This is a genomic window from Dyadobacter sp. 22481 (assembly GCF_052044875.1).
GTDB lineage: Bacteria > Bacteroidota > Bacteroidia > Cytophagales > Spirosomataceae > Dyadobacter > Dyadobacter endophyticus.
Genome location: NZ_JBQENV010000002.1, coordinates 145,972 through 163,955 on the forward strand (window position 1 = coordinate 145,972; position 17,984 = coordinate 163,955).

Sequence of the window (17,984 nt, forward strand, 5' to 3'; positions counted from 1 at the left end):
CTGAAACTCCGCTTCCGGCTCCACTTAACACCACGCGTTTCGTCTATGCTCTATCACATTTCGGTACCTGACCCACAATCCCGTTTTCTTGACATCATTTACACTATCCCCGAAATCAATAGCGAACAGATCGAAATCCAGCTGCCGGCGTGGCGCCCGGGTCGGTACGAGCTTCAAAACTTCGCCAAAAATATTCAATTTATCGAAGCAATATCAGCCGCCGGTCACAAACTGCCTTTGCATAAGGTAACCAAAGATCGCTGGCGGGTTGGAACTGCCGGTCAAAACGAGGTGCGGATACATTACACCTATTACGCATCCATTCAAAATGCGGGCAGCAGTTATGTAGACGAAGAATTGTGGTATCTCAACTTCGTCAATTTCTGTATGTACACTGAGGGCCGGATTACAGAAGCTTATCGCGTGGAGCTTGATTTGCCCGATGGCTACCAGATCGCGTGCGGATTGCCATCTGCGGGTAAGAATGCATTATCGGCAAGGGATTTTTACCAATTGGTTGACAGCCCGATGCTGGCTTCCGCCACCCTGCAGCAATGCGAATACGCGGTTCGCGGTATCTGGTTCAAAATATGGATGCATGGTAATCTCAAACCCAACTGGCGGCGTATCGAGCGTGATTTCCGACGTTTCTCCCGTGAGCAGATTGCCATGATGGAAGAGTTCCCCGAAAAGGATTACCATTTCCTGAACCTGATTTTGCCGAACGCATTCTACCACGGCGTAGAGCACCAGAACTCTACCATGATCGTTTTGGGACCCGACGACGAGGGTGAAGGCCTCTATTCCGATCTCCTGGGTATAAGCTCGCACGAGCTTTTTCATACCTGGAATATCATCCGGATCCGCCCGGCGGAGCTTTTGCCTTATGATTTTACCAAAGAGAACTACTTCCGCACCTGCTTCGTTGCCGAAGGCTGTACCACTTATTATGGCGACCTTTTCCTGAGACGCGCCGGCGTTTTCAACGACGAGACATATGTGAAGGAGTTGCAGGTATATATGAAGCGCCATTTCGAAAGCAGTGCGCACGCGGCACAATCGCTGGCCGAATCGTCGTTCGACCTTTGGCTGGATGGCTATGAAAAAGGCATTCCGAACCGGAAAGTATCGGTTTACCACAAAGGTGCGCTGGTGGCCTTAATCCTCGATTTGTATTTGAGGAAGAAAACCAATCACGCGCAATCGCTGGACGATGTAATGCGGTTGCTATGGACGCGCTTTGGCAAGCCGTTTATCGGTTATACGCTTGAAGATTATATCGGCATTGCGGAGGAGGTGGCGGGAGAGTCGCTGGAATGGTATTGGGAAGAATGTATTTTCAGCGCCACACCTCTCGAAGACCGCCTGAATGAGGTACTCGCATTTGTAGGATTGCAAATGTCGGTTTTCAGCAATGGCAATGTGCAATTGAATGTACTGGATGATTTTAAAGCGCAGGTGCAGCGGGAAAAATGGCTTGAAACGGTACAGGTGTTGACGATCGAGGAAGAAGAATTGGAGGGGGAGGAGGAAGAATGACCGTTGTCAGGAGAGCTCTGCCTTCAAAGCATCTTCGAGTTCGCCATACTGATAACGGAACCCTGTTTCGCGTTCAATTCTTTCATTCACCACATAACTCCCTCCCAATATTACCGCTGCCATTTCTCCGAAAACCAATTTCAATGCAAAAGAGGGCACATTAGGAAGCCATTGCGGGCGATGGAGAATTTTGCAAATAGCTTTTGTAAGACCGTCATTGGTGACGGGTGGTGCTGCAACTGCATTGTAAGCTCCCTGCCAGCTTTCATTTTCGAGCGCTTCCATATACATTCTGCACATATCATCAAGGTGTATCCAGGAAAGCCATTGCTTACCCGTGCCGAGCGGCGCACCGAGGCCGAAGCGGGCTGGTAGTGCCATTTTCGGTATTGCACCGCCATCTTTACTGATCACAATGCCGGTCCGAAGTTTGACGGTACGGACATTCAATGCGGCAATTTCATCCGCCGCTTTTTCCCATTCGATGCTCACATGGGAGAGAAAATCACTGCCCGCAGGTGTGGTTTCGGTGTTTTTGCGGTCGCCGGTGTCCTGTCCGTAGTAGCTGATGCCTGATGCCGATGTGAATGCGGCCGGTTTAATCTGCTTTTCGGCAAGTTTTCGGGCGATGAGACGGATCGATTCGGTGCGGCTTTCGAGTATGGATTTTTTGCGCTCTTCGGTCCATCGGCCTTCGCCGACGTTGGTGCCGGCCAAATGCACGAGGAAATGGAGGTTGTCGAGCGCCCCCTCTTCGATATAACCCTTTTGAATATCCCATTCAAAAACCTGAACAGATGGAATGTTCAGCTTTTTCCGGCTTAGTAATGCAATTTCATAGCCCTTATCGAGCAACATTTGCGTCAGCCGCCTGCCAATGAGGCCTGAGCCGCCGGTGATCAGTACTTTCTTTCCCATAAATGCTGATTTGAAAAAAGCATACCATGCTAAATGTCGGCATGCGACGGTTCGCCGGGAGGCTCTTGCTCGATCGCCTGTGTTACGCGCGCGATCATTTCTTCAACCGATTCGTCGGGTCGGAAATGCATCGGTGGTTTGAATTGTACTGTCAGCCTGGTGTTCCTTTTTTTGAAACGCAAACCTTTTTTATCAAAAGCCCTTCTGAAACCATTAATCACGACCGGGATCACGATGGGGCGATGGTCGTTGATCAGGTGTGCAGTGCCTTTGCGTACAGGGGCATACGGTTTGGTGGTTCCTTGCGGGAAGCTTACGACCCAGCCATGCTGCAAACCCTCGCCGATGCGGTCCTGCGCGGAGGTGTCGAGCTGACGTTTTACATCCTCGCCGTTTGCCCGCCACGAGCGCTCGATGGTAATGGCGCCACCCATACTGAACACTTTGGGTAAAAAACCACCTTTCATAGTTTCTGCAGCAGCTACATAGTACATTCTGGCCCGGGGCGAGAGCAGGTAAAAAGGTGGGGACATGGTGTCTTTATAGCCCCATTTGACAGCGCAGAAAATGTGGAAAAAGGCGATGACGTCGGCGAAATAGGTCTGGTGGTTCGATAGGAAAAGCACGCCCTGGTCGGGTAGGTCTATCAGGTTTTCGGTACCGGTAATGCGGATTTTGTTGACGGCCGTGTAACGGTAATAGGTAAACCAGCCCAGTATGAAAATGAGTAATCGTTTAATAGCAAGGTAGTTGCCGAACGGGTCTTTCTCGAAAAGGCCCAGAAAATCCAGTCGGGCGAGCCAGGAGGGAAGCGCGCTATATGTGATCTTTTTAAAACTCATAGTGTAGTAAATGATGTCTCATGCAAAAAGGCGAGGGTTCCTGTTTTAAAGGTTTTATGCCGCCCGGGTTACGGATGAAGACGTAATTTAGATAATATGCAGAGGCAAAGGAAAATATTTTTCATGGACTCATCGCGGCCGGCCGATTGCCGAAAGCGGATATCCAACAACCGAAGTCACTATTTGGCATGATTCTTTGCATATAAATCGAGAGAACTTTTAATTTTGACCAACTCCTTCATTCAAGTCATTTTTCGAATTTTATGAAAATGAAATACTCATTTCGCATTCTGCCGGCGTTTGTGGCGGTGGGAATGCTGGCAGGTTGTTCCAAAAATCCGGTGACGGGCAAGAAAGAGATCGTCTTTATGTCGCAAGAGAAAGAGATCGCGCTCGGAGCCGAATCGCACCCGTCTATTGTAGCGACAATGGGCATTTATGACGATAAGAACCTGCAATCCTTCATCAACGAAAAGGGAATGGCCATGGCGAAGATCTCGCACCGGCCCGATTTGCCCTACAAGTTCTTCATCGTGGACTCGCCGGTCGTGAATGCATTTGCAGTACCCGGTGGTTACGTATACTTTACAAGGGGGATTATGGCGCATTTTAATAATGAGGCCGAATTCGCCGGGGTACTCGGCCACGAGATCGGCCACATTACGGCCCGGCACTCGGCCCGGCAACAGACTTCCCAGATTTTTGGTCAGGTAGGCCTGGCAGCAGGGATGATCCTTTCTCCGCAGGTGAGGGCCATGGGCGAGCAGGCGCAGCAAGCGCTGGGCTTGCTGTTTTTAAGTTACAGCCGCGACCACGAGACCGAGTCCGACAAAATCGGAGTCGATTATTCGAGTAAAATCGGGTATGATGCCAAAGAAATGGCCGATTTTTTTGGTACACTGAAAAGAATCTCTGAAAAAGCGGGCCAGTCGATCCCGACGTTCCAGTCCACCCACCCTGATCCAGGCGACCGTATGCAGAAGGTGGGCAAACTGGCTACCGAATACCAGATAGCCCACCCGGGCAAGTACAATGTGAACCGCGACGCGTACCTGCGCAAAATCGACGGTGTTATTTATGGAAACGACCCGCAGCAGGGCTTTGTAGAAAACAACAACTTTTACCACCCATCACTGAAATTCCAGTTCCCGGTGCCGAGTGGCTGGCAATATGAAAACTCGCCAGCGCAATTTCAGATGGCCGCCAAAGACGGCAAATCGATGATGCTCTTTACACTGGCGCAGGGTAAAACGTTGGATGAGGCGGCGCAAGCGGTAGTGAAAAATTATGGCCTGAAAGTGATTGAGAACGAAAAGGCCACTATCAATGGTAACCCGGCGGTGGTGATGGTATCGCAGCAAGCGGAGCAGGGGCAAAATGGCCAGGCTGTCGCTGCGACGGCCAACACGATTCAGGTGGGTACGTGGTTGATCCAGTACGGCGGCAATATTTACGCCATCCACGGTGTGGCTACGGCCGGAAACTATGCCGCCAATGCGGGGCAGTTCCGCTCAGTAGCACAAGGCTTCAAATCGGTTTCGGACCAAAGTATCCTCAACCGCCAGCCAGAGCGCATCCGCATTAAAACTGCCCAACGCGATGCAACGTTGCGCGAGGTATTGAAAGACAACAACCAGCCCGACGGCAAGCTCGACGAACTAGCTATTATCAATGGTATGGCGTTAACGGATAGGGTGGCCAAAGGGTCGCTTTTCAAGACGCTGGGCAAGTAGGAGAAGCATAAGACTGATGACTCGAGGGCGGTATGGTGGATCATGCCGCCCTCGTACGCATACAGGAGCCCCAATGTCTGGCGCGTACTACCTGCGGCGCGGCAACTGTCTGGGGCAGCCAGCCAGGGTGTCGGCTACCAACCCCTAGGCTTAAGCCTAGGGGTTGGGGGCGTATCAGGAGTCACGAGGGCTTCAGCCCAAGCCACTCATCCCAACAATCCAACCATTGATCACCTTATCAAAAACTTTTTCGTTTGAAATTTGGTTGACATATCAACACAATATACCTTTGTATCATCATGAGCGCAAACATAGATAGCTGGCAGAATCTTAGAGAAGAATTGAAGAACTCCTTGCAGTTCAAACTGGGGGCTGTTACGAAAACGGTTTTCAAGAAAATGAATGCGGAGCTTGTCAATGAGGGAATACCTGTGCTGGCCGAGCAGCTGCCTATTCTGATGGTTGTATATTTCCAGGAACAGGCGCGTACGCAGCAGGATATTGCCAATATTTTACAAAAAGATAAAGCGGGTATCCAGCGTTCTGTGCAGACATTACATAAAGATGGTTTCCTGAAAATCGAAAGTGATATCGAGGATAAAAGAAAGAATATGATATCGCTTACCCCGAGCGGGAAGTTTGTTTGCGAGCGCATTCAATCTCTTGCGATCGCTTTCAACAGCCAGATTATGGAGCATTTTACGGAGCAGGAATGGACGACTTTCCTGGGATATCTGGACCGCGTCGTCAAAATCGTCGACAAGTAAAATTTTTTTAAATTAATAGTTGATATATCACCAGTAGAGGTATCAACTATCTGTCATTAGCCACAAACAATCAACAACAGGTCAAAATGAAAAGTAAATGGATAGCCGCAATCATCGCAGTCGCCGCTTCGGCGGCGCCGGGCTGGGCGCAGACGCGCCTGACCCTTAAAGATTGTATTGCCTACGGGATCAAGAATAACGGTAATGTCAAAATCGCTCAGTATAAGGAGAGTACATCGGTGCAACAGGGACGTGAAGCGCTGGCTGGCTATCTGCCCCAGGTGGCTGGTACTGCGTCGCTCGACGATAACCTGAAACTGCAATCGACCGTTTTGCCCGGTGCTCTTTTTGGAGGAGAAGACCGCCGCGTGGCGTTGGGTACCAAATACCAGAGCAATGCATCGGCGCAGGTCGATCAGGTGGTTTTTGACCAGTCGCTGCTGGTGGGGATTAAGGCCAACAAGCCCAATCAGGAGAACGCCTTATTGAACTCACGCAAGACAAAGGAGACGATCATATATAATGTGGCGAATGCCTATTACCAGGTCTTTGTGACCTCGCAGCAGATCGCGCTTTTGAAAGATAACCTGGACAAAACCAGTCAGATCCTGGCCACATTGAAACTGCAACTCGACAATGGCGTGATCAAAAAAGTGGATTACGACCGCACGCAGGTGAATTTGAACAACATTAAATCGCAGCTGACCCTGGCGGAAAGCAATCTTACACTTTCTGAAAATCAGTTGAAATTCCAGATGGGAATGCGGCTGAACGAGCAGCTTGAACTGGCAGACAATCCGCTGGATCAGCCATTCAAACTTGTAGAGCCCGGTGCTTTCGATGCTTCGAACCTTACCGATTTTAAAATACAAAACCTGAATATGGAATTGCAGGGCCTGGAAAAAGCGCGGATCAAGGCGGGATATTTGCCAAAAGTGTCGGTTTATGGACGCTATGGTATGCAGGCGCTGGGTAATGAACTGGGGACATCCTGGGGTAACTGGTTCAGCTATGGTGCCATCGGGTTGAAGGTGAACATTCCGATTTTCGACAGCTTCCGTCGCGACGCGCAATATAAACAGGCCGATTTGAACCTGATGACGCAGAAAGAACAGTTGAAATTGAACGTTCAGAACTACGAATTGCAAAACAGCAACGCATTGACCCAGCTTCAAAAAGCAAAACTGAGCCTGGGCAGCGACGAAAGCAACGTAGCCCTGGCGAAAGAGGTGTACGACGTAACCACGCTGCAATTCCGAGAAGGCACTGTTCCGCTGACCGACCTGCTCAACGCCGAAACGTCTTATAACGAAGCACAAAGCAACTACGTCAATTCGATGCTGAGCTACTACCAGGCCAAATTGGGATTAGAACAGTCACAAGGCAGCCTCAACGATTTTTACACAGCATTACCATAACACTTCATCAACAACCAAAATTGATCCATTCGGTCATTCAACATTGCATTAATACCATGAAAAGAAAACTCATTATCATCGGTTCCATCGCCATTATCGGCGTTTTGATCGGCATCAGGCTGGTAGCTAACAAGGCAAAGATGGATGAAAAGAACAAAATGCCCGACAATAAGAATGTAACCATTCCGGTTACGGCCATTGCAGTGAAAGAAGGTAGCGCTGATCAGCAACTGATCCGCACAGGTAGCCTTATTCCATTTAAAGAAGCGGAAATTATGGCAACCGCAGCCGGTAAGGTATTGGCAGTCAAATACGAGCTCGGGACTCATGTGGCACAAGGCGCGACGATCGTGAAAGTGGACAGTAAGTTGAAAGAACTGTCTCTCGAAGCGACCGAGTTGAATATCAATAAACTGAAAAAGGATACCGATCGCTATTCCAAATTGCTGGCGGGTAATGCGGCTACCGAAGTACAGGTGAACGATACTAAATACAATTACGACAATGCATTGAACCAGGCTGAGCAGATCAAACAGCAGATCAGCGACGCCTCCATTCAGGCGCCTATCAGTGGCCGCATTGTGAAGAAAAACATCGAGCCCGGCGAGTTTGTGAATGTAGGTACTTCGCTGGGAACCATCCTCGACGTGTCGCGCCTGAAAGTGCAGGTGATGATTAATGAAAATGATGTTTATAAACTCAAAGAAGGCCAGCACGTGCAGGTGAGCACCAGCATTTTCCCAGGCAAAAAGATCGACGGCGTGATTTCTTACATCGCTCCGCAAGGCGACGAGTCGCATAACTATCCGGTGGAAATTGTGGTGAGAAATTCCAGCGAATTGAAAGCCGGAACATTCGTGACGGTTGAATTCCAGCAGAAAAGCAGCACGCAATCGTTGCTGATCCCGCGTAGCGCACTCGTGGAGAGCGTGCGTAACCCGTATGTGTACGTAATCGAAAGCGGCGTGGCAAAACAACGTAAAATCGAAGTGGGCCGCGAAGTAGGCGACAATGTGGAAGTCCTCGGCGGCCTGAAAGCAGGCGAGACGGTGGTTACTACCGGACAGATCAACCTGAGCGAGGGCGCGGCGGTTACCGTTACAAAATAAGGTCATCAGCAAACTGAAAGAATTATGTCAATTACCGAAGTAGCCGTAAAGAGACCGCTCTTCATAACCGTAGTATTCGTAGTACTGGTACTATTCGGTTTGATCAGCTACAACCAATTGTCTTACAACTTGTTGCCTAAGTTTGAGGCCAACGTTGTAAGCGTGATGACGACCTACCGCGGCGCTTCTGCGGACGAAGTCGAAACGAACGTGACGAAGCATATTGAGGACGCAGTGTCGGCCATCGAAGGACTGGACCAGATCAACTCGACTTCGCAGGAAGGTGTGTCGTCCGTGATTATCCAGTTGAAACAAGGCATTAGCGTCGATCTGGCGCAACAGGAAGCGCAGCGGAAAGTGGAGCAGGTGATTTCGCTCCTTCCCGATGACGCCGATCGCCCGGTGATCAACAAATTCTCGACCGACGAAATCCCGGTTTTGAGAATGGGTGTGACCGCGAACCTTTCGCCGTCGGAACTATATGACTTGATCGATGATAAGCTGAAACCGCAGCTTTCGAACGTGACTGGCGTGGGCCAGGTGACTATTATCGGCGGAACCGAGCGTCAGATCCAGGTAAATATCAGCCAGGACAAATTGAAGGCATACCATTTGTCGATCAGCCAGGTTTCGGCGGCGATCAACAATGCGAACACTTCTTATCCGGCCGGTCAGGTGAAAACCCAGGAAGACCAGCTATCCATCCGTTTCGATGCGAAACTGACGACTGTTGCGAATCTTAGAAATGTAATTGTAGGTAAATCCTCGAATGGCGGGCAGATCTTTTTGCGGGACATTGCCGAGGTTTACGACGGTATAGCCGATGCTACGGCTGTGAACCACATCAATGGACGGCCGTCTGTTGCATTACAAATCCAGAAACAATCCGACGCGAACGCGGTGGACGTGAGCAAGCTGACTCGCGAGCGTCTGACAAGCCTTGAAAAACAATATGCGTCACAGGGGCTGAAATTCAACATCGCTTCCGACCAATCCATTTACACATTGGCTTCGGCGGACGCGGTAGTATTTGACCTGGGCCTCGCCGTACTGATCGTGTCCGTGGTGATGCTCCTCTTCCTGCACAGTTTCCGCAGCTCGATGTTCATCCTCGTGGCATTGCCTTCATCGATGATCCCGACGTTCATTCTGATGAGCATGCTGGGCTTCTCGCTGAACCTGATGACGCTCATGGCGCTCTCGCTTGTGGTGGGTATCCTTGTCGATGACTCGATTGTGGTTTTGGAAAACATCAACCGCCACATGGAAATGGGCAAGAGCCGCTGGCAGGCCGCATTGGACGGTCGAGCAGAGATTGGGTTCACTGCATTGGCAATTACGCTCGTGGACGTCGTGGTGTTCGTGCCGCTCGCATTGACGCAGGGGCTGATCGGTAACATTCTCCGGGAATTTTCACTCGTAGTTGTGTTCTCGACATTGATGAGTTTGCTCGTATCCTTTACGCTCACGCCGTTGCTCGCCTCGCGTTTTGGTAAGATAGAAGTTTTGGATAAAAACAGTCTTTGGGGACGTCTGAACCTTGGTTTTGAGAAGTTTCTGGATAATGTGAAAGAAGAATATGGCAGAATCCTTACCTGGGTTCTGGGGCACAAACGCTACATTTTCCTGCTCTCTATTTTCCTGATCGTCGGTTCCATCGCATTGGTACCGGGTGGATTCGTAGGAGCGGCATTCATGCAGCAAAGCGACCGTGGCGAGCTGAACGTCTCGATAGAATTGGCGCCTACCGCGTCTGTTTACCAGACCAATCAGGTGGCACAACGTGTTGAGAAGATTCTTTTGGGCAAAAAAGAGGTAACCAAAGTATTTACCAATGTTGGTTACAGCAGTACCGGTTTAGGAACCACTTCCAATAGCAATATTGCCGACCTGACTGTTCAGCTGGTTGATAAAAAGGAGCGTACCGTTTCGTCTGAAGAGTTCGGACAGAATGTCCAAAAGGAAATCCTGCAAATTCCGGGCGTAAAAGTGACCGTCGCACCAACCTCGATCACCGGTAATGCCAACCAGGCACCGATCCAGGTGGCGGTGAAGGGTACCGACATGGCCGTGATCCGTAAAACCGCCGAGCAGGTGAAGGACATCGTTTCCTCCGTCCCCGGTACGTCCAACGTCGACTACTCGGTGGACGACCCGAAACCGGAAGTAGGGGTAACCCTTGATCGTGAGAAAATGGCGCAACTAGGCATCAATGCCGCCGAAGTGGGGGCCACATTGCAAACTGCGTTCCGCGGCGACGACCGTTCGAAGTTCAAACAGAATGGCAAGGAGTACGATATTATGGTCAACCTCGACCAGTTCGACCGCTCGAAGGCCGACGATATTCGTCACCTCACCTTTGTGAACAGCCAGGGCCAGACCTTCGAACTCTCACAATTTGCGACGATCCGTGAAGGAATGGGTGAAAGCGTGCTCCAACGCATCGACCGTCTGTCGTCGATCACTATCAACTCGCAGGTGGTTGGTCGTCCGTCCGGCTCCATCGGTGCCGACATTCAGGCAAAAATGGCGAAAGTGAAACTTCCGGAAGGCATCAGCATCGAATACCGCGGTGACCTGAAAAACCAGGCCGATGCATTCGGCAGCCTTGGAGTGGCATTGTTGCTGGGTATCGTGCTCATCTACCTCATCATGGTGGCGCTCTACGAAAGCACCATTTACCCGTTCGTCGTGCTCTTCTCGATCCCGGTTGCATTGGTAGGCGCCCTCACTGCGCTGGCGCTCACAATGGAAAGCCTCACCATATTCTCCATCGTCGGTATGATCATGCTCCTGGGTCTGGTAGCCAAGAACGCGATCCTGATCGTCGACTTTGCCAACCAGCTGAAAGAAGAAGGATATGCATTGAAAGAAGCCCTGATCGAAGCCGGTAAGGAACGTCTGCGTCCGATTTTGATGACCACTATTGCGATGATCGCCGGTATGCTCCCCATCGCCCTCGCATCCGGCGACGGTGCTGAGGTGAAGAATGGCATGGCTTGGGTGATCATTGGTGGCTTGACTAGCTCGTTGTTGCTGACGCTGTTTCTTGTGCCTAGTGCTTATTATGTGGTGGATAGGATTAAGGAGCGGTTAGCTGGGCGGAAGAAGCGGAAGGTGAAGGAGGAGATGGTTTTGGAGGCTTGATGATGCCTAGGTTAAATCTGCCTGATGGTATGTAGATAAATGAATGCCCCGCTTTTTTTGATGGCGGGGCATTTTTTCATAATAGCGCTTCATACAATTCCGCGGTACTAACTGTTTGCCTAAAACCCATTTTATGCAGGTGTTCGACCAGCTTTTTGTCGCCGGTCCAAAGCACACCGCCAGTCTGTAGAGCAAGGGCCACGTAATTAATATCGAACGAATCAACACCAGCAGTAAGGCGTTCTGCCTCTTTCCAATATTCGGCTTCTATCAGCGTCTCGTTAAATAGGTGCATGCCGGTAAGCACATCAAACAAATCACCTATGACGTCATCGACTGACTTTTTTGAACATTTTACAATTTTAGATTGGTGCTTGAAAAGCTCTACGACCGCATAATAGCAACTTATTCGTCTCGCAGGTAAATCGGGATGGGTTAGAATTTTCGCGAGTTTACCATTCGGCGTAATGAAAGCACTGAAAATGATGTTTACATCTACAATTATAATCACTTGATAAAACGGCTACGGTTCTTCGCCCACCACGCGCTATGTACCTCGCGTGCGAGTTCCGCGGCTTGCTCTTCCGTCCCGTTATTTTGGGCATTGGATTCGATGAAGCGGAAATAGCTGGTAAGCTTTTGTACTTCCTCCATATTGATGAGAGAAGCGTTGAGCCGTATGACGATGTCCTCGTTTTGTCTTTCAATAATCATATCGCGTCGTCAGTTATATTCGAATATAATCATTTTCAGGCAAATATGGTGTCGTAAATGAGCAGGGGGTAGGAAGTGATTATTAAAATGGTCAGAAATCTCGATTTGGGGACTTCTGACCATTTTTTCAAGCTACGCCTTGACACTTTCAATTCGCTGGATGAAGAATACCAGCTCCCGGAAAGTCATGAAAATGTCACTAACACGCGGGTTGTGGCCGGCTTCCTGCTGAAATGCCATTGCATCGCTGTAAATCGACCATAGGTGATCGAGCATCTCAGGAGGGTTGCCTACATTCAAAAGTTCCTTGACTTGCCTGCCGTAAGCGAGGCATACCGAATCCTCGGGTTCGGGAATGTGTGTTGATGGTTTCATTTTCTTACATTTTTAGGTGAAAAAATGATGCCCTGCCTAAGGTGACCTAACGTATGTAACTACGTTCGGGGGGCTTTCGCCGCACCCACACCATCGCAGGGCAATGCTAGTAAGATTCTTCATAATGTTACAATTTTTAGGTAGGCGTAAGTTGGGAAAGCACTGTGAGAAATGCAAGAAGACGTTAATGCGATTATCCGCCGGTTAAATCCTCGAATGTAAATCCATCCATCGAGGGCGCCATGCTTGTACGTGCAGCAAATATCGATTTAGAGAAGAGTTTCAGGGAGCAACTTGTGCCAGACAAGTAGTTGGTAAATCGGAGTCCAGTTTTCTAAACCTTAAATTCAATTAGCTCAATCACCTCACATTCGCCAACCTTCGTATTCCCTTCATGAAAATACCCAATCGTTCCAATCTTCAAATACTCCTTATGGTAAGGGATAAAATCCTTGCTGACTATCCACATTGTAGCAGTCCCTGACGTGGGTACGAATTCTGTCCCGTCGAGAATGCGGCCATTTTCATCCTCGAACTCCGGCCAGATCATGTAGAGTGAATGCTTGAATTTGCCGTCATTCTTATAATGAAAATCGCATCTATAATGTTGCAATGCAGGATTATACCGGCCGCCTTCTTCATAGGAATAGAGCCGGTATCTGACCCGAAAATTAGGTTTGCGGGCGAAACTGGTTTCGTAAGGTAGAAATTCGGACATAAACAGAAATTAATGCAATTATGGGTATACTTACTAGTCTACCAACGCTTTAATTTTCTCCATCATCTCAACCAACGGCACCACATTCACATCTTTCGAAATAACATAACTACTCTGCCCCGGATACACAAAATACTTATGCGAAGCCTTGATGTCCTCGCAGCCAACGGTAAATCCTTTGCTAACGGCCGGCGTGAGAGATCGTTTGATCTCGATGGCAACCCTGGTCTGGTGATTGATTTCCAGGACCAGGTCGATTTCAGCGCCAGCTGCCGTACGGTAGTAGTAAGGAGTAACCCACGACGGAATCATTGAAATCAGGTTTTCGATAATAAATCCTTCCCAGCTTCCGCCCAGGACGGGATGGCCCAGCAGGTCTTCCTGATTTCTGATTTTGAGTAAGGTATGGGTAATGCCGCTGTCCCGAATGTAAATTTTGGGTGTGCGGACGAGGCGTTTGCCGATGTTGGAAAACCAGGGTTGGAGTTTTCTGACCAGAAACAAGTCTTCCAGTAAATCCAGATACCGGGTAGCAGTGGGAACGCTGATTCCCAACCCGGCAGCCATTCGGCTGAGGTTTGCGATGCCGCCTTGCGAGTTCGCAAGCATGGTCCAAAAGTTGCGCAGGACCATGGCTGGAATTTTAAAGCCGAATTGCGGAATGTCGCGTTCGAGGTAGGTCGTGATCAGATTTTGGCGCCATTCGAAGCTCGATGCATGGTTTGTTGCCAGAAAACTTTCCGGAAAGCCACCGCGTATCCAAAGTTTGTCAAGGTCAACTGCTTCGATCTCCGTCGCTTTGATGCCGGGCAGTCGCGTGTAGGCGATTCGCCCCGTAAGACTTTCGGAAGATTGTTGCAAAAGATCGAGCGAAGCAGAGCCCAAGATCAGAAACTGCCCGGTGCGCTTCCCGGCCCGACGACGTTTATCGATCACACCACGAAGTACTGCGAAGATTTCAGGCGTGCGCTGAATTTCATCAAGAATGATCGTTCTGTCAGCGTATTTTTCGAAATATAGCTCAGGCTCATTCAGCTGCGCGACATCGGAGGGAGATTCAAGGTCAAGGTAAATTGGTTCGGGCGAAATCGTCTTCGCAATCTGAAATGCGAGTGTTGTTTTGCCGATTTGCCTGGGCCCAAGAATGCCTACTGCTGGAAATTCTTCCAGCAACGTGAGTATCTCAATTTGTGCGTCTCTCGTGATCATCCTTGTAAATTTAACATCGAGCGTTAAATTTACAAGGATAAACACGAGTTTTTAGCAACTACGACCGTTACGTCCGCAGTTTTCGTCGTCTTAAATTTTGTTTCAGCCTTATTATGACGCGCCTCGAATTTTAAAATCTGTTCAATTGTCTCAAACTCAATAATCGGAACCTTCCCAACCAGCGCAGGATTTAACCAACCACATACATTTAATATGAAAAACCACATTTTCTCAATACTGATCCTGTTTCCCGGCATGTTCGCCCAGGCCCAGCAACGGCAGGAAGCCGGTTCCCCAAACTCCTACATCCAGCTTGTGAACGGAAGCCAACAGTCGGCTTTCAAACGGGTAGAGCTGCGGTCGGATATCGACACCACCTGGTTCCGGTGGAAGGAGCGGGGGTACAGCTTCGGATTTGTACCTGGTAAAACGCCAATGTACACGACCGTGGAAGGTATTTTGAGTACGCCCTATATGATCCAGGTCCGGGGCAATGCGGAGGAGCGGAATAAGAAGCGCTGGGGGTATCATGTGTTTGAGGGGTACGCCAAAGACGATAAATCCCGCATTACCATGCTGGTCAATAAACATGTGGAGGCGGAGCGGCCGGTAGCGGAGCTGTACTATTACTCCACGGTCTATAACCACGACGAAATGGCCTATAACTGGTTCAAAATCGGCTCCGATGTCCGGCAGCATTCTTTTATGTTCGGGCGCGACAAGGCATTATTCTATGGTTCGCTTAAACTGACCAATGCATTAACGCTCGGCGCTATTGGGAGGGAAGATATTTCAACCACAAAACCTGCCGGTGACGATGAACAGAATGCGGAAAAAGATGCCAAATATGTGAACTATAAGGAGCTAAAAAGCGGTGGCGACGGGACGATCTTTTACGATAAAGACCGTGACATGGTAGTGATTAAAATTAAAGGAAAATGGATGAAAGTCGCTGTGGAAGCCCTGCCGGAAGGGGTCAGTTACGATTTTTGAGTGATTGAATGTTACTTCCACCGCTCCCCAAGCACCTTCATCCAATACCCCCCAACCACCGACCTCGCACGGAAACCAACCGACTTTCCATTGGTAGTCTCATGCCAGTCCGAAAGCGGAATGCGATCCGTTGTGCCATTGGCATACTTGTAAATAGGTTGGATAATGGCCTGAAAATCCTCAAACTTTTCGGCCAATGTGGCGGTCCAAACGATCCAGTCGGATTTAGAGTAAGTTTTGCGGCTGTCGAGCGGGAGGCCGAAAGGTTGCTGTTTGGTCAGATAATAGGTTATTTCTTTCCGGGCGACGGTTTCAGGAAACACATTCAGCCTAAGTAGCTTATCCCAAACGAGGTTGTATTTCTGGCTCCATGTGCCTTTTTTATCGAAAGTCAATGCATAATGATCGCCGTCGGCCGCCATTTGCATCCATTTTTGGGCGAAGTCTTTGGTTAATGCATTCACTTCGGTGGCTTCCTTGGAATCGCCGAGCTGCTCCGCGAGTTTAGCGTAGGAGGCGAGGCCCATGATCGCTTTGATCGACAAGTTGGTATTCCGAGCCAAATGACCGGCGAAATCGTCGGTGCAGAGCTGGTTGGCTGGGTCGAAACCTTCTTTTTTCAGGTAATTGGCCCAAACGCTGAGGGTTTTCCAATGCTTTTTGGCGAAATCCGTATTGCCTTCGGCTTTGGTGATGGCATAAGTGAGGATGAGCATGTTGCCGGCTTCTTCCACGGGCATGTCTTCGCCGTATGTCTGGCCGTTCGCGAGGGGGTAGGTGCCTACATCGTGCGCGGCGAAAGGTTTGGTCCATTTGCCACTCTCCGAATAATAGAAAATGGGTTCCATCATGCCTTTCAGCAATGTCGGATTGTAGAGGAGAAACAATGGCGCCGATGGGTAAGTGATATCGACCGTTCCGATGGAGCCGTTGCTGAAATTTTCTTTGGAGAAAAACAGCGGTGTGCCGGTCGGATCGGCTACCAGTTTGTGGGCCGAAATGGCCTGGCGGTAGACGAGTACGCAAAGCTCGGCATACTGCTTGCCGCCGGCTTTGAATGCGTCGTCGTAAATGGTTTTATCAGTTTCTTCGCAGGCTTGGAGGATTTTCGCGAAATCGTTCTCAGCGCCTTTCAGCTCTCCGGCGATGGTTTTGTTGCCTTCGCGGTTCCACCACGGACGCAGGTTTTGACCAAAATACTGGACCGAATAACCATCGTCATAAGCCAACAATGTGTGCAGCGATTTGCTTTCACTTCCCACTTTTCCAGCATTCAATATCAAACCCATTGATTTGGTATCCGCAGGAGCCGCGCCGGCCTGATCGACGCTGAGGGAGCCTTTTGAAGCAAATTCTTTGATAATATCCGTCGACAGGCCGATTGCCGAGCCTTTCACAGTGCCTTGTGGAGCCGCAAGATAAGCCTGGCCCCAGTCGATGCGGACATCGTCGCCTTTTTTGGCCAGGAGATTTTGAACAGAATTAGCGAGCGACAGGGTAGTCAGGCCATCCTGGTTCGCTTCCTTGCCGACCACCGATTGGCTGGCGTCGTTTGTAGCCCAAAGCCCGGATACTGCATTGAGAATGCTTACGTCGTGCTGCTTGCCATCCGTAGATTTGACTTCGTACACAACATAGTTCACCGGACGCGAAAGCAGGTTCATATCTTTCATGATCAACGGTGCTACAAACCGCACTTGAAGCTGCACAGGGCCCGCCTCGAAGTTGTAAATTGATTGCGTAGCCGTCATTTCAAAACCAGTCTGCTTCGCCAATGCAACCACATCGGCGCCTTTGGGAGCAATTTCATCGGCCAGGCCAATATCGATATACCCCGGACCTGCACCATTTTTTACGTAAGCAGCCAATGTGTTCTTTCCCTTCTTCAATGCTTTCGCAGCCGCCGGACTGATCGGTTTGAACTCGTAATCGCCCGTAAAGCAAGGGGCGCAGTCAAATGCGGGCACGCCGTTGATAAATACCTGCACGTCGTCGTCATGGAAGATATTCAGGACGGGTTTTTCAAAATCTATATTCGTAAGATTGAATTCGCGGCGGTACCAGAGCTCCTGCGGGAATTCGGTGCCGCCTTGGAGCATGGCATCGTTCCGCTCGTGCGTACCAAATGGGGCGGGACCTTGTTTCCAGGTGCTGATATTGTAGCCGTCCTTGAACCACCATTTCGGATCGGGCTTGGTAGTTGTGAATTTAGCGGTGTAGGCTTCCTGTTTAGCCGTCGGCAGAATCGTTTTCATTTCGGCTGCGGCAGCGCCCATGAAGCGGTACGCCTTGCCATCGACTCGGATGAGGCCGTCCATCGGGTGCGGTTTGCCTGTCCAGTGCTTGGTCACAGATCCGGCCAACTGGTCGCCGAACGACCAAACGCTTGTGTAAGGGTCGACGGTCACCAGCGGCGTTGCCGGCGGGCGGATGGACTGGGCAAAAATTGTTGAGGTAGTAAGTAGTGTCAGCGCGGTAAGCCAGCGTTTGAACATAGTTTCA

The 17,984-nt window shown here is 49.8% G+C and carries 15 protein-coding genes; 7 read left to right on the forward strand and 8 right to left on the reverse strand.

The genetic code is table 11. From position 1 onward, the window contains the following. The first annotated feature begins 45 nt into the window (after nt 1–45). Nucleotides 46–1,539 carry a M61 family metallopeptidase gene (locus ACTJJJ_RS10760; protein ID WP_426292617.1) on the forward strand — a complete coding sequence of 498 codons (1,494 nt, stop codon included), beginning with the start codon at nt 46–48 and terminating at the stop codon, nt 1,537–1,539. A 6-nt stretch (nt 1,540–1,545) separates the two neighbouring features. Here ACTJJJ_RS10760 and ACTJJJ_RS10765 read toward each other — a convergent pair whose 3' ends face one another. Both ACTJJJ_RS10765 and ACTJJJ_RS10770 read right to left on the reverse strand, forming a co-directional pair. Next, nucleotides 1,546–2,457, reverse strand: a complete 912-nt coding sequence (locus ACTJJJ_RS10765) for a TIGR01777 family oxidoreductase (RefSeq protein ID WP_440701772.1) — start codon at nt 2,455–2,457, stop codon at nt 1,546–1,548. 29 nt (nt 2,458–2,486) lie between these two features. Beyond that, entirely contained in the window at nt 2,487–3,299 is an 813-nt protein-coding gene (locus ACTJJJ_RS10770) for a lysophospholipid acyltransferase family protein (protein ID WP_440701773.1), read from the reverse strand. A 263-nt stretch (nt 3,300–3,562) separates the two neighbouring features. Between ACTJJJ_RS10770 and ACTJJJ_RS10775 the strand changes: the two genes are divergently transcribed. From ACTJJJ_RS10775 to ACTJJJ_RS10795, 5 genes are all read left to right on the forward strand, one after another. After that, complete coding sequence (locus ACTJJJ_RS10775; RefSeq protein WP_440701774.1) at nt 3,563–5,032, forward strand: M48 family metalloprotease; 1,470 nt, start codon at nt 3,563–3,565, stop codon at nt 5,030–5,032. Between the two features lie 299 nt (nt 5,033–5,331). Further along, a complete protein-coding gene (locus ACTJJJ_RS10780; RefSeq protein ID WP_188938906.1) occupies nt 5,332–5,799 on the forward strand; it encodes a MarR family winged helix-turn-helix transcriptional regulator in 468 nt (155 codons plus the stop codon). Between the two features lie 86 nt (nt 5,800–5,885). Then, on the forward strand, nt 5,886–7,217 hold the full coding sequence (locus ACTJJJ_RS10785) for a TolC family protein (protein WP_440701775.1): 1,332 nt from the start codon (nt 5,886–5,888) through the stop codon (nt 7,215–7,217). Between the two features lie 56 nt (nt 7,218–7,273). Beyond that, nucleotides 7,274–8,326, forward strand: a complete 1,053-nt coding sequence (locus ACTJJJ_RS10790) for an efflux RND transporter periplasmic adaptor subunit (protein ID WP_188938904.1) — start codon at nt 7,274–7,276, stop codon at nt 8,324–8,326. A 24-nt stretch (nt 8,327–8,350) separates the two neighbouring features. Continuing rightward, nucleotides 8,351–11,473 (forward strand): efflux RND transporter permease subunit, encoded by a 3,123-nt coding sequence (locus ACTJJJ_RS10795; protein ID WP_188938903.1) that lies wholly within the window; start codon nt 8,351–8,353, stop codon nt 11,471–11,473. 76 nt (nt 11,474–11,549) lie between these two features. On the opposite strand, the gene ACTJJJ_RS10800 is transcribed toward ACTJJJ_RS10795, so the two are convergent. The 5 genes from ACTJJJ_RS10800 to ACTJJJ_RS10820 all read right to left on the reverse strand — a co-directional run bounded on the left by ACTJJJ_RS10800 (nt 11,550) and on the right by ACTJJJ_RS10820 (nt 14,489). Next, a complete protein-coding gene (locus tag ACTJJJ_RS10800; RefSeq protein ID WP_440701776.1) occupies nt 11,550–11,984 on the reverse strand; it encodes a PIN domain-containing protein in 435 nt (144 codons plus the stop codon). Next, nucleotides 11,981–12,187 (reverse strand): hypothetical protein, encoded by a 207-nt coding sequence (locus ACTJJJ_RS10805; RefSeq protein ID WP_440701777.1) that lies wholly within the window; start codon nt 12,185–12,187, stop codon nt 11,981–11,983. The genes ACTJJJ_RS10800 and ACTJJJ_RS10805 overlap by 4 nt, the downstream gene beginning before the upstream one ends. A 132-nt stretch (nt 12,188–12,319) precedes the next feature. Further along, nucleotides 12,320–12,562 (reverse strand): hypothetical protein, encoded by a 243-nt coding sequence (locus ACTJJJ_RS10810; RefSeq protein WP_188938900.1) that lies wholly within the window; start codon nt 12,560–12,562, stop codon nt 12,320–12,322. A gap of 334 nt (nt 12,563–12,896) precedes the next feature. After that, nucleotides 12,897–13,280 (reverse strand): hypothetical protein, encoded by a 384-nt coding sequence (locus ACTJJJ_RS10815; RefSeq protein WP_188938899.1) that lies wholly within the window; start codon nt 13,278–13,280, stop codon nt 12,897–12,899. Nucleotides 13,281–13,313: 33 nt separating this feature from the next. Beyond that, complete coding sequence (locus tag ACTJJJ_RS10820) at nt 13,314–14,489, reverse strand: ATP-binding protein (protein WP_440701778.1); 1,176 nt, start codon at nt 14,487–14,489, stop codon at nt 13,314–13,316. 213 nt (nt 14,490–14,702) lie between these two features. Between ACTJJJ_RS10820 and ACTJJJ_RS10825 the strand changes: the two genes are divergently transcribed. Then, nucleotides 14,703–15,482, forward strand: coding sequence for a hypothetical protein (locus ACTJJJ_RS10825; RefSeq protein ID WP_440701779.1), 780 nt, complete (start codon nt 14,703–14,705; stop codon nt 15,480–15,482). A gap of 11 nt (nt 15,483–15,493) precedes the next feature. Here ACTJJJ_RS10825 and ACTJJJ_RS10830 read toward each other — a convergent pair whose 3' ends face one another. Next, the gene (locus ACTJJJ_RS10830) at nt 15,494–17,977 is read right to left on the reverse strand and encodes a glutaminase domain-containing protein (RefSeq protein ID WP_440701780.1); all 2,484 of its coding nucleotides are present in this window, start codon (nt 17,975–17,977) and stop codon (nt 15,494–15,496) included. Nucleotides 17,978–17,984: the final 7 nt, after the last annotated feature.

Bases quoted from the DNA above. Each gene is read 5' to 3' on its own strand.
- ACTJJJ_RS10760 (WP_426292617.1), top strand. From the start codon at position 46: ATGCTCTATCACATTTCGGTACCTGACCCACAATCCCGTTTTCTTGAC.
- ACTJJJ_RS10765 (WP_440701772.1), bottom strand. From the start codon at position 2,457: ATGGGAAAGAAAGTACTGATCACCGGCGGCTCAGGCCTCATTGGCAGG.
- ACTJJJ_RS10770 (WP_440701773.1), bottom strand. From the start codon at position 3,299: ATGAGTTTTAAAAAGATCACATATAGCGCGCTTCCCTCCTGGCTCGCC.
- ACTJJJ_RS10775 (WP_440701774.1), top strand. From the start codon at position 3,563: ATGAAAATGAAATACTCATTTCGCATTCTGCCGGCGTTTGTGGCGGTG.
- ACTJJJ_RS10780 (WP_188938906.1), top strand. From the start codon at position 5,332: ATGAGCGCAAACATAGATAGCTGGCAGAATCTTAGAGAAGAATTGAAG.
- ACTJJJ_RS10785 (WP_440701775.1), top strand. From the start codon at position 5,886: ATGAAAAGTAAATGGATAGCCGCAATCATCGCAGTCGCCGCTTCGGCG.
- ACTJJJ_RS10790 (WP_188938904.1), top strand. From the start codon at position 7,274: ATGAAAAGAAAACTCATTATCATCGGTTCCATCGCCATTATCGGCGTT.
- ACTJJJ_RS10795 (WP_188938903.1), top strand. From the start codon at position 8,351: ATGTCAATTACCGAAGTAGCCGTAAAGAGACCGCTCTTCATAACCGTA.
- ACTJJJ_RS10805 (WP_440701777.1), bottom strand. From the start codon at position 12,187: ATGATTATTGAAAGACAAAACGAGGACATCGTCATACGGCTCAACGCT.
- ACTJJJ_RS10810 (WP_188938900.1), bottom strand. From the start codon at position 12,562: ATGAAACCATCAACACACATTCCCGAACCCGAGGATTCGGTATGCCTC.
- ACTJJJ_RS10815 (WP_188938899.1), bottom strand. From the start codon at position 13,280: ATGTCCGAATTTCTACCTTACGAAACCAGTTTCGCCCGCAAACCTAAT.
- ACTJJJ_RS10820 (WP_440701778.1), bottom strand. From the start codon at position 14,489: ATGATCACGAGAGACGCACAAATTGAGATACTCACGTTGCTGGAAGAA.
- ACTJJJ_RS10825 (WP_440701779.1), top strand. From the start codon at position 14,703: ATGAAAAACCACATTTTCTCAATACTGATCCTGTTTCCCGGCATGTTC.
- ACTJJJ_RS10830 (WP_440701780.1), bottom strand. From the start codon at position 17,977: ATGTTCAAACGCTGGCTTACCGCGCTGACACTACTTACTACCTCAACA.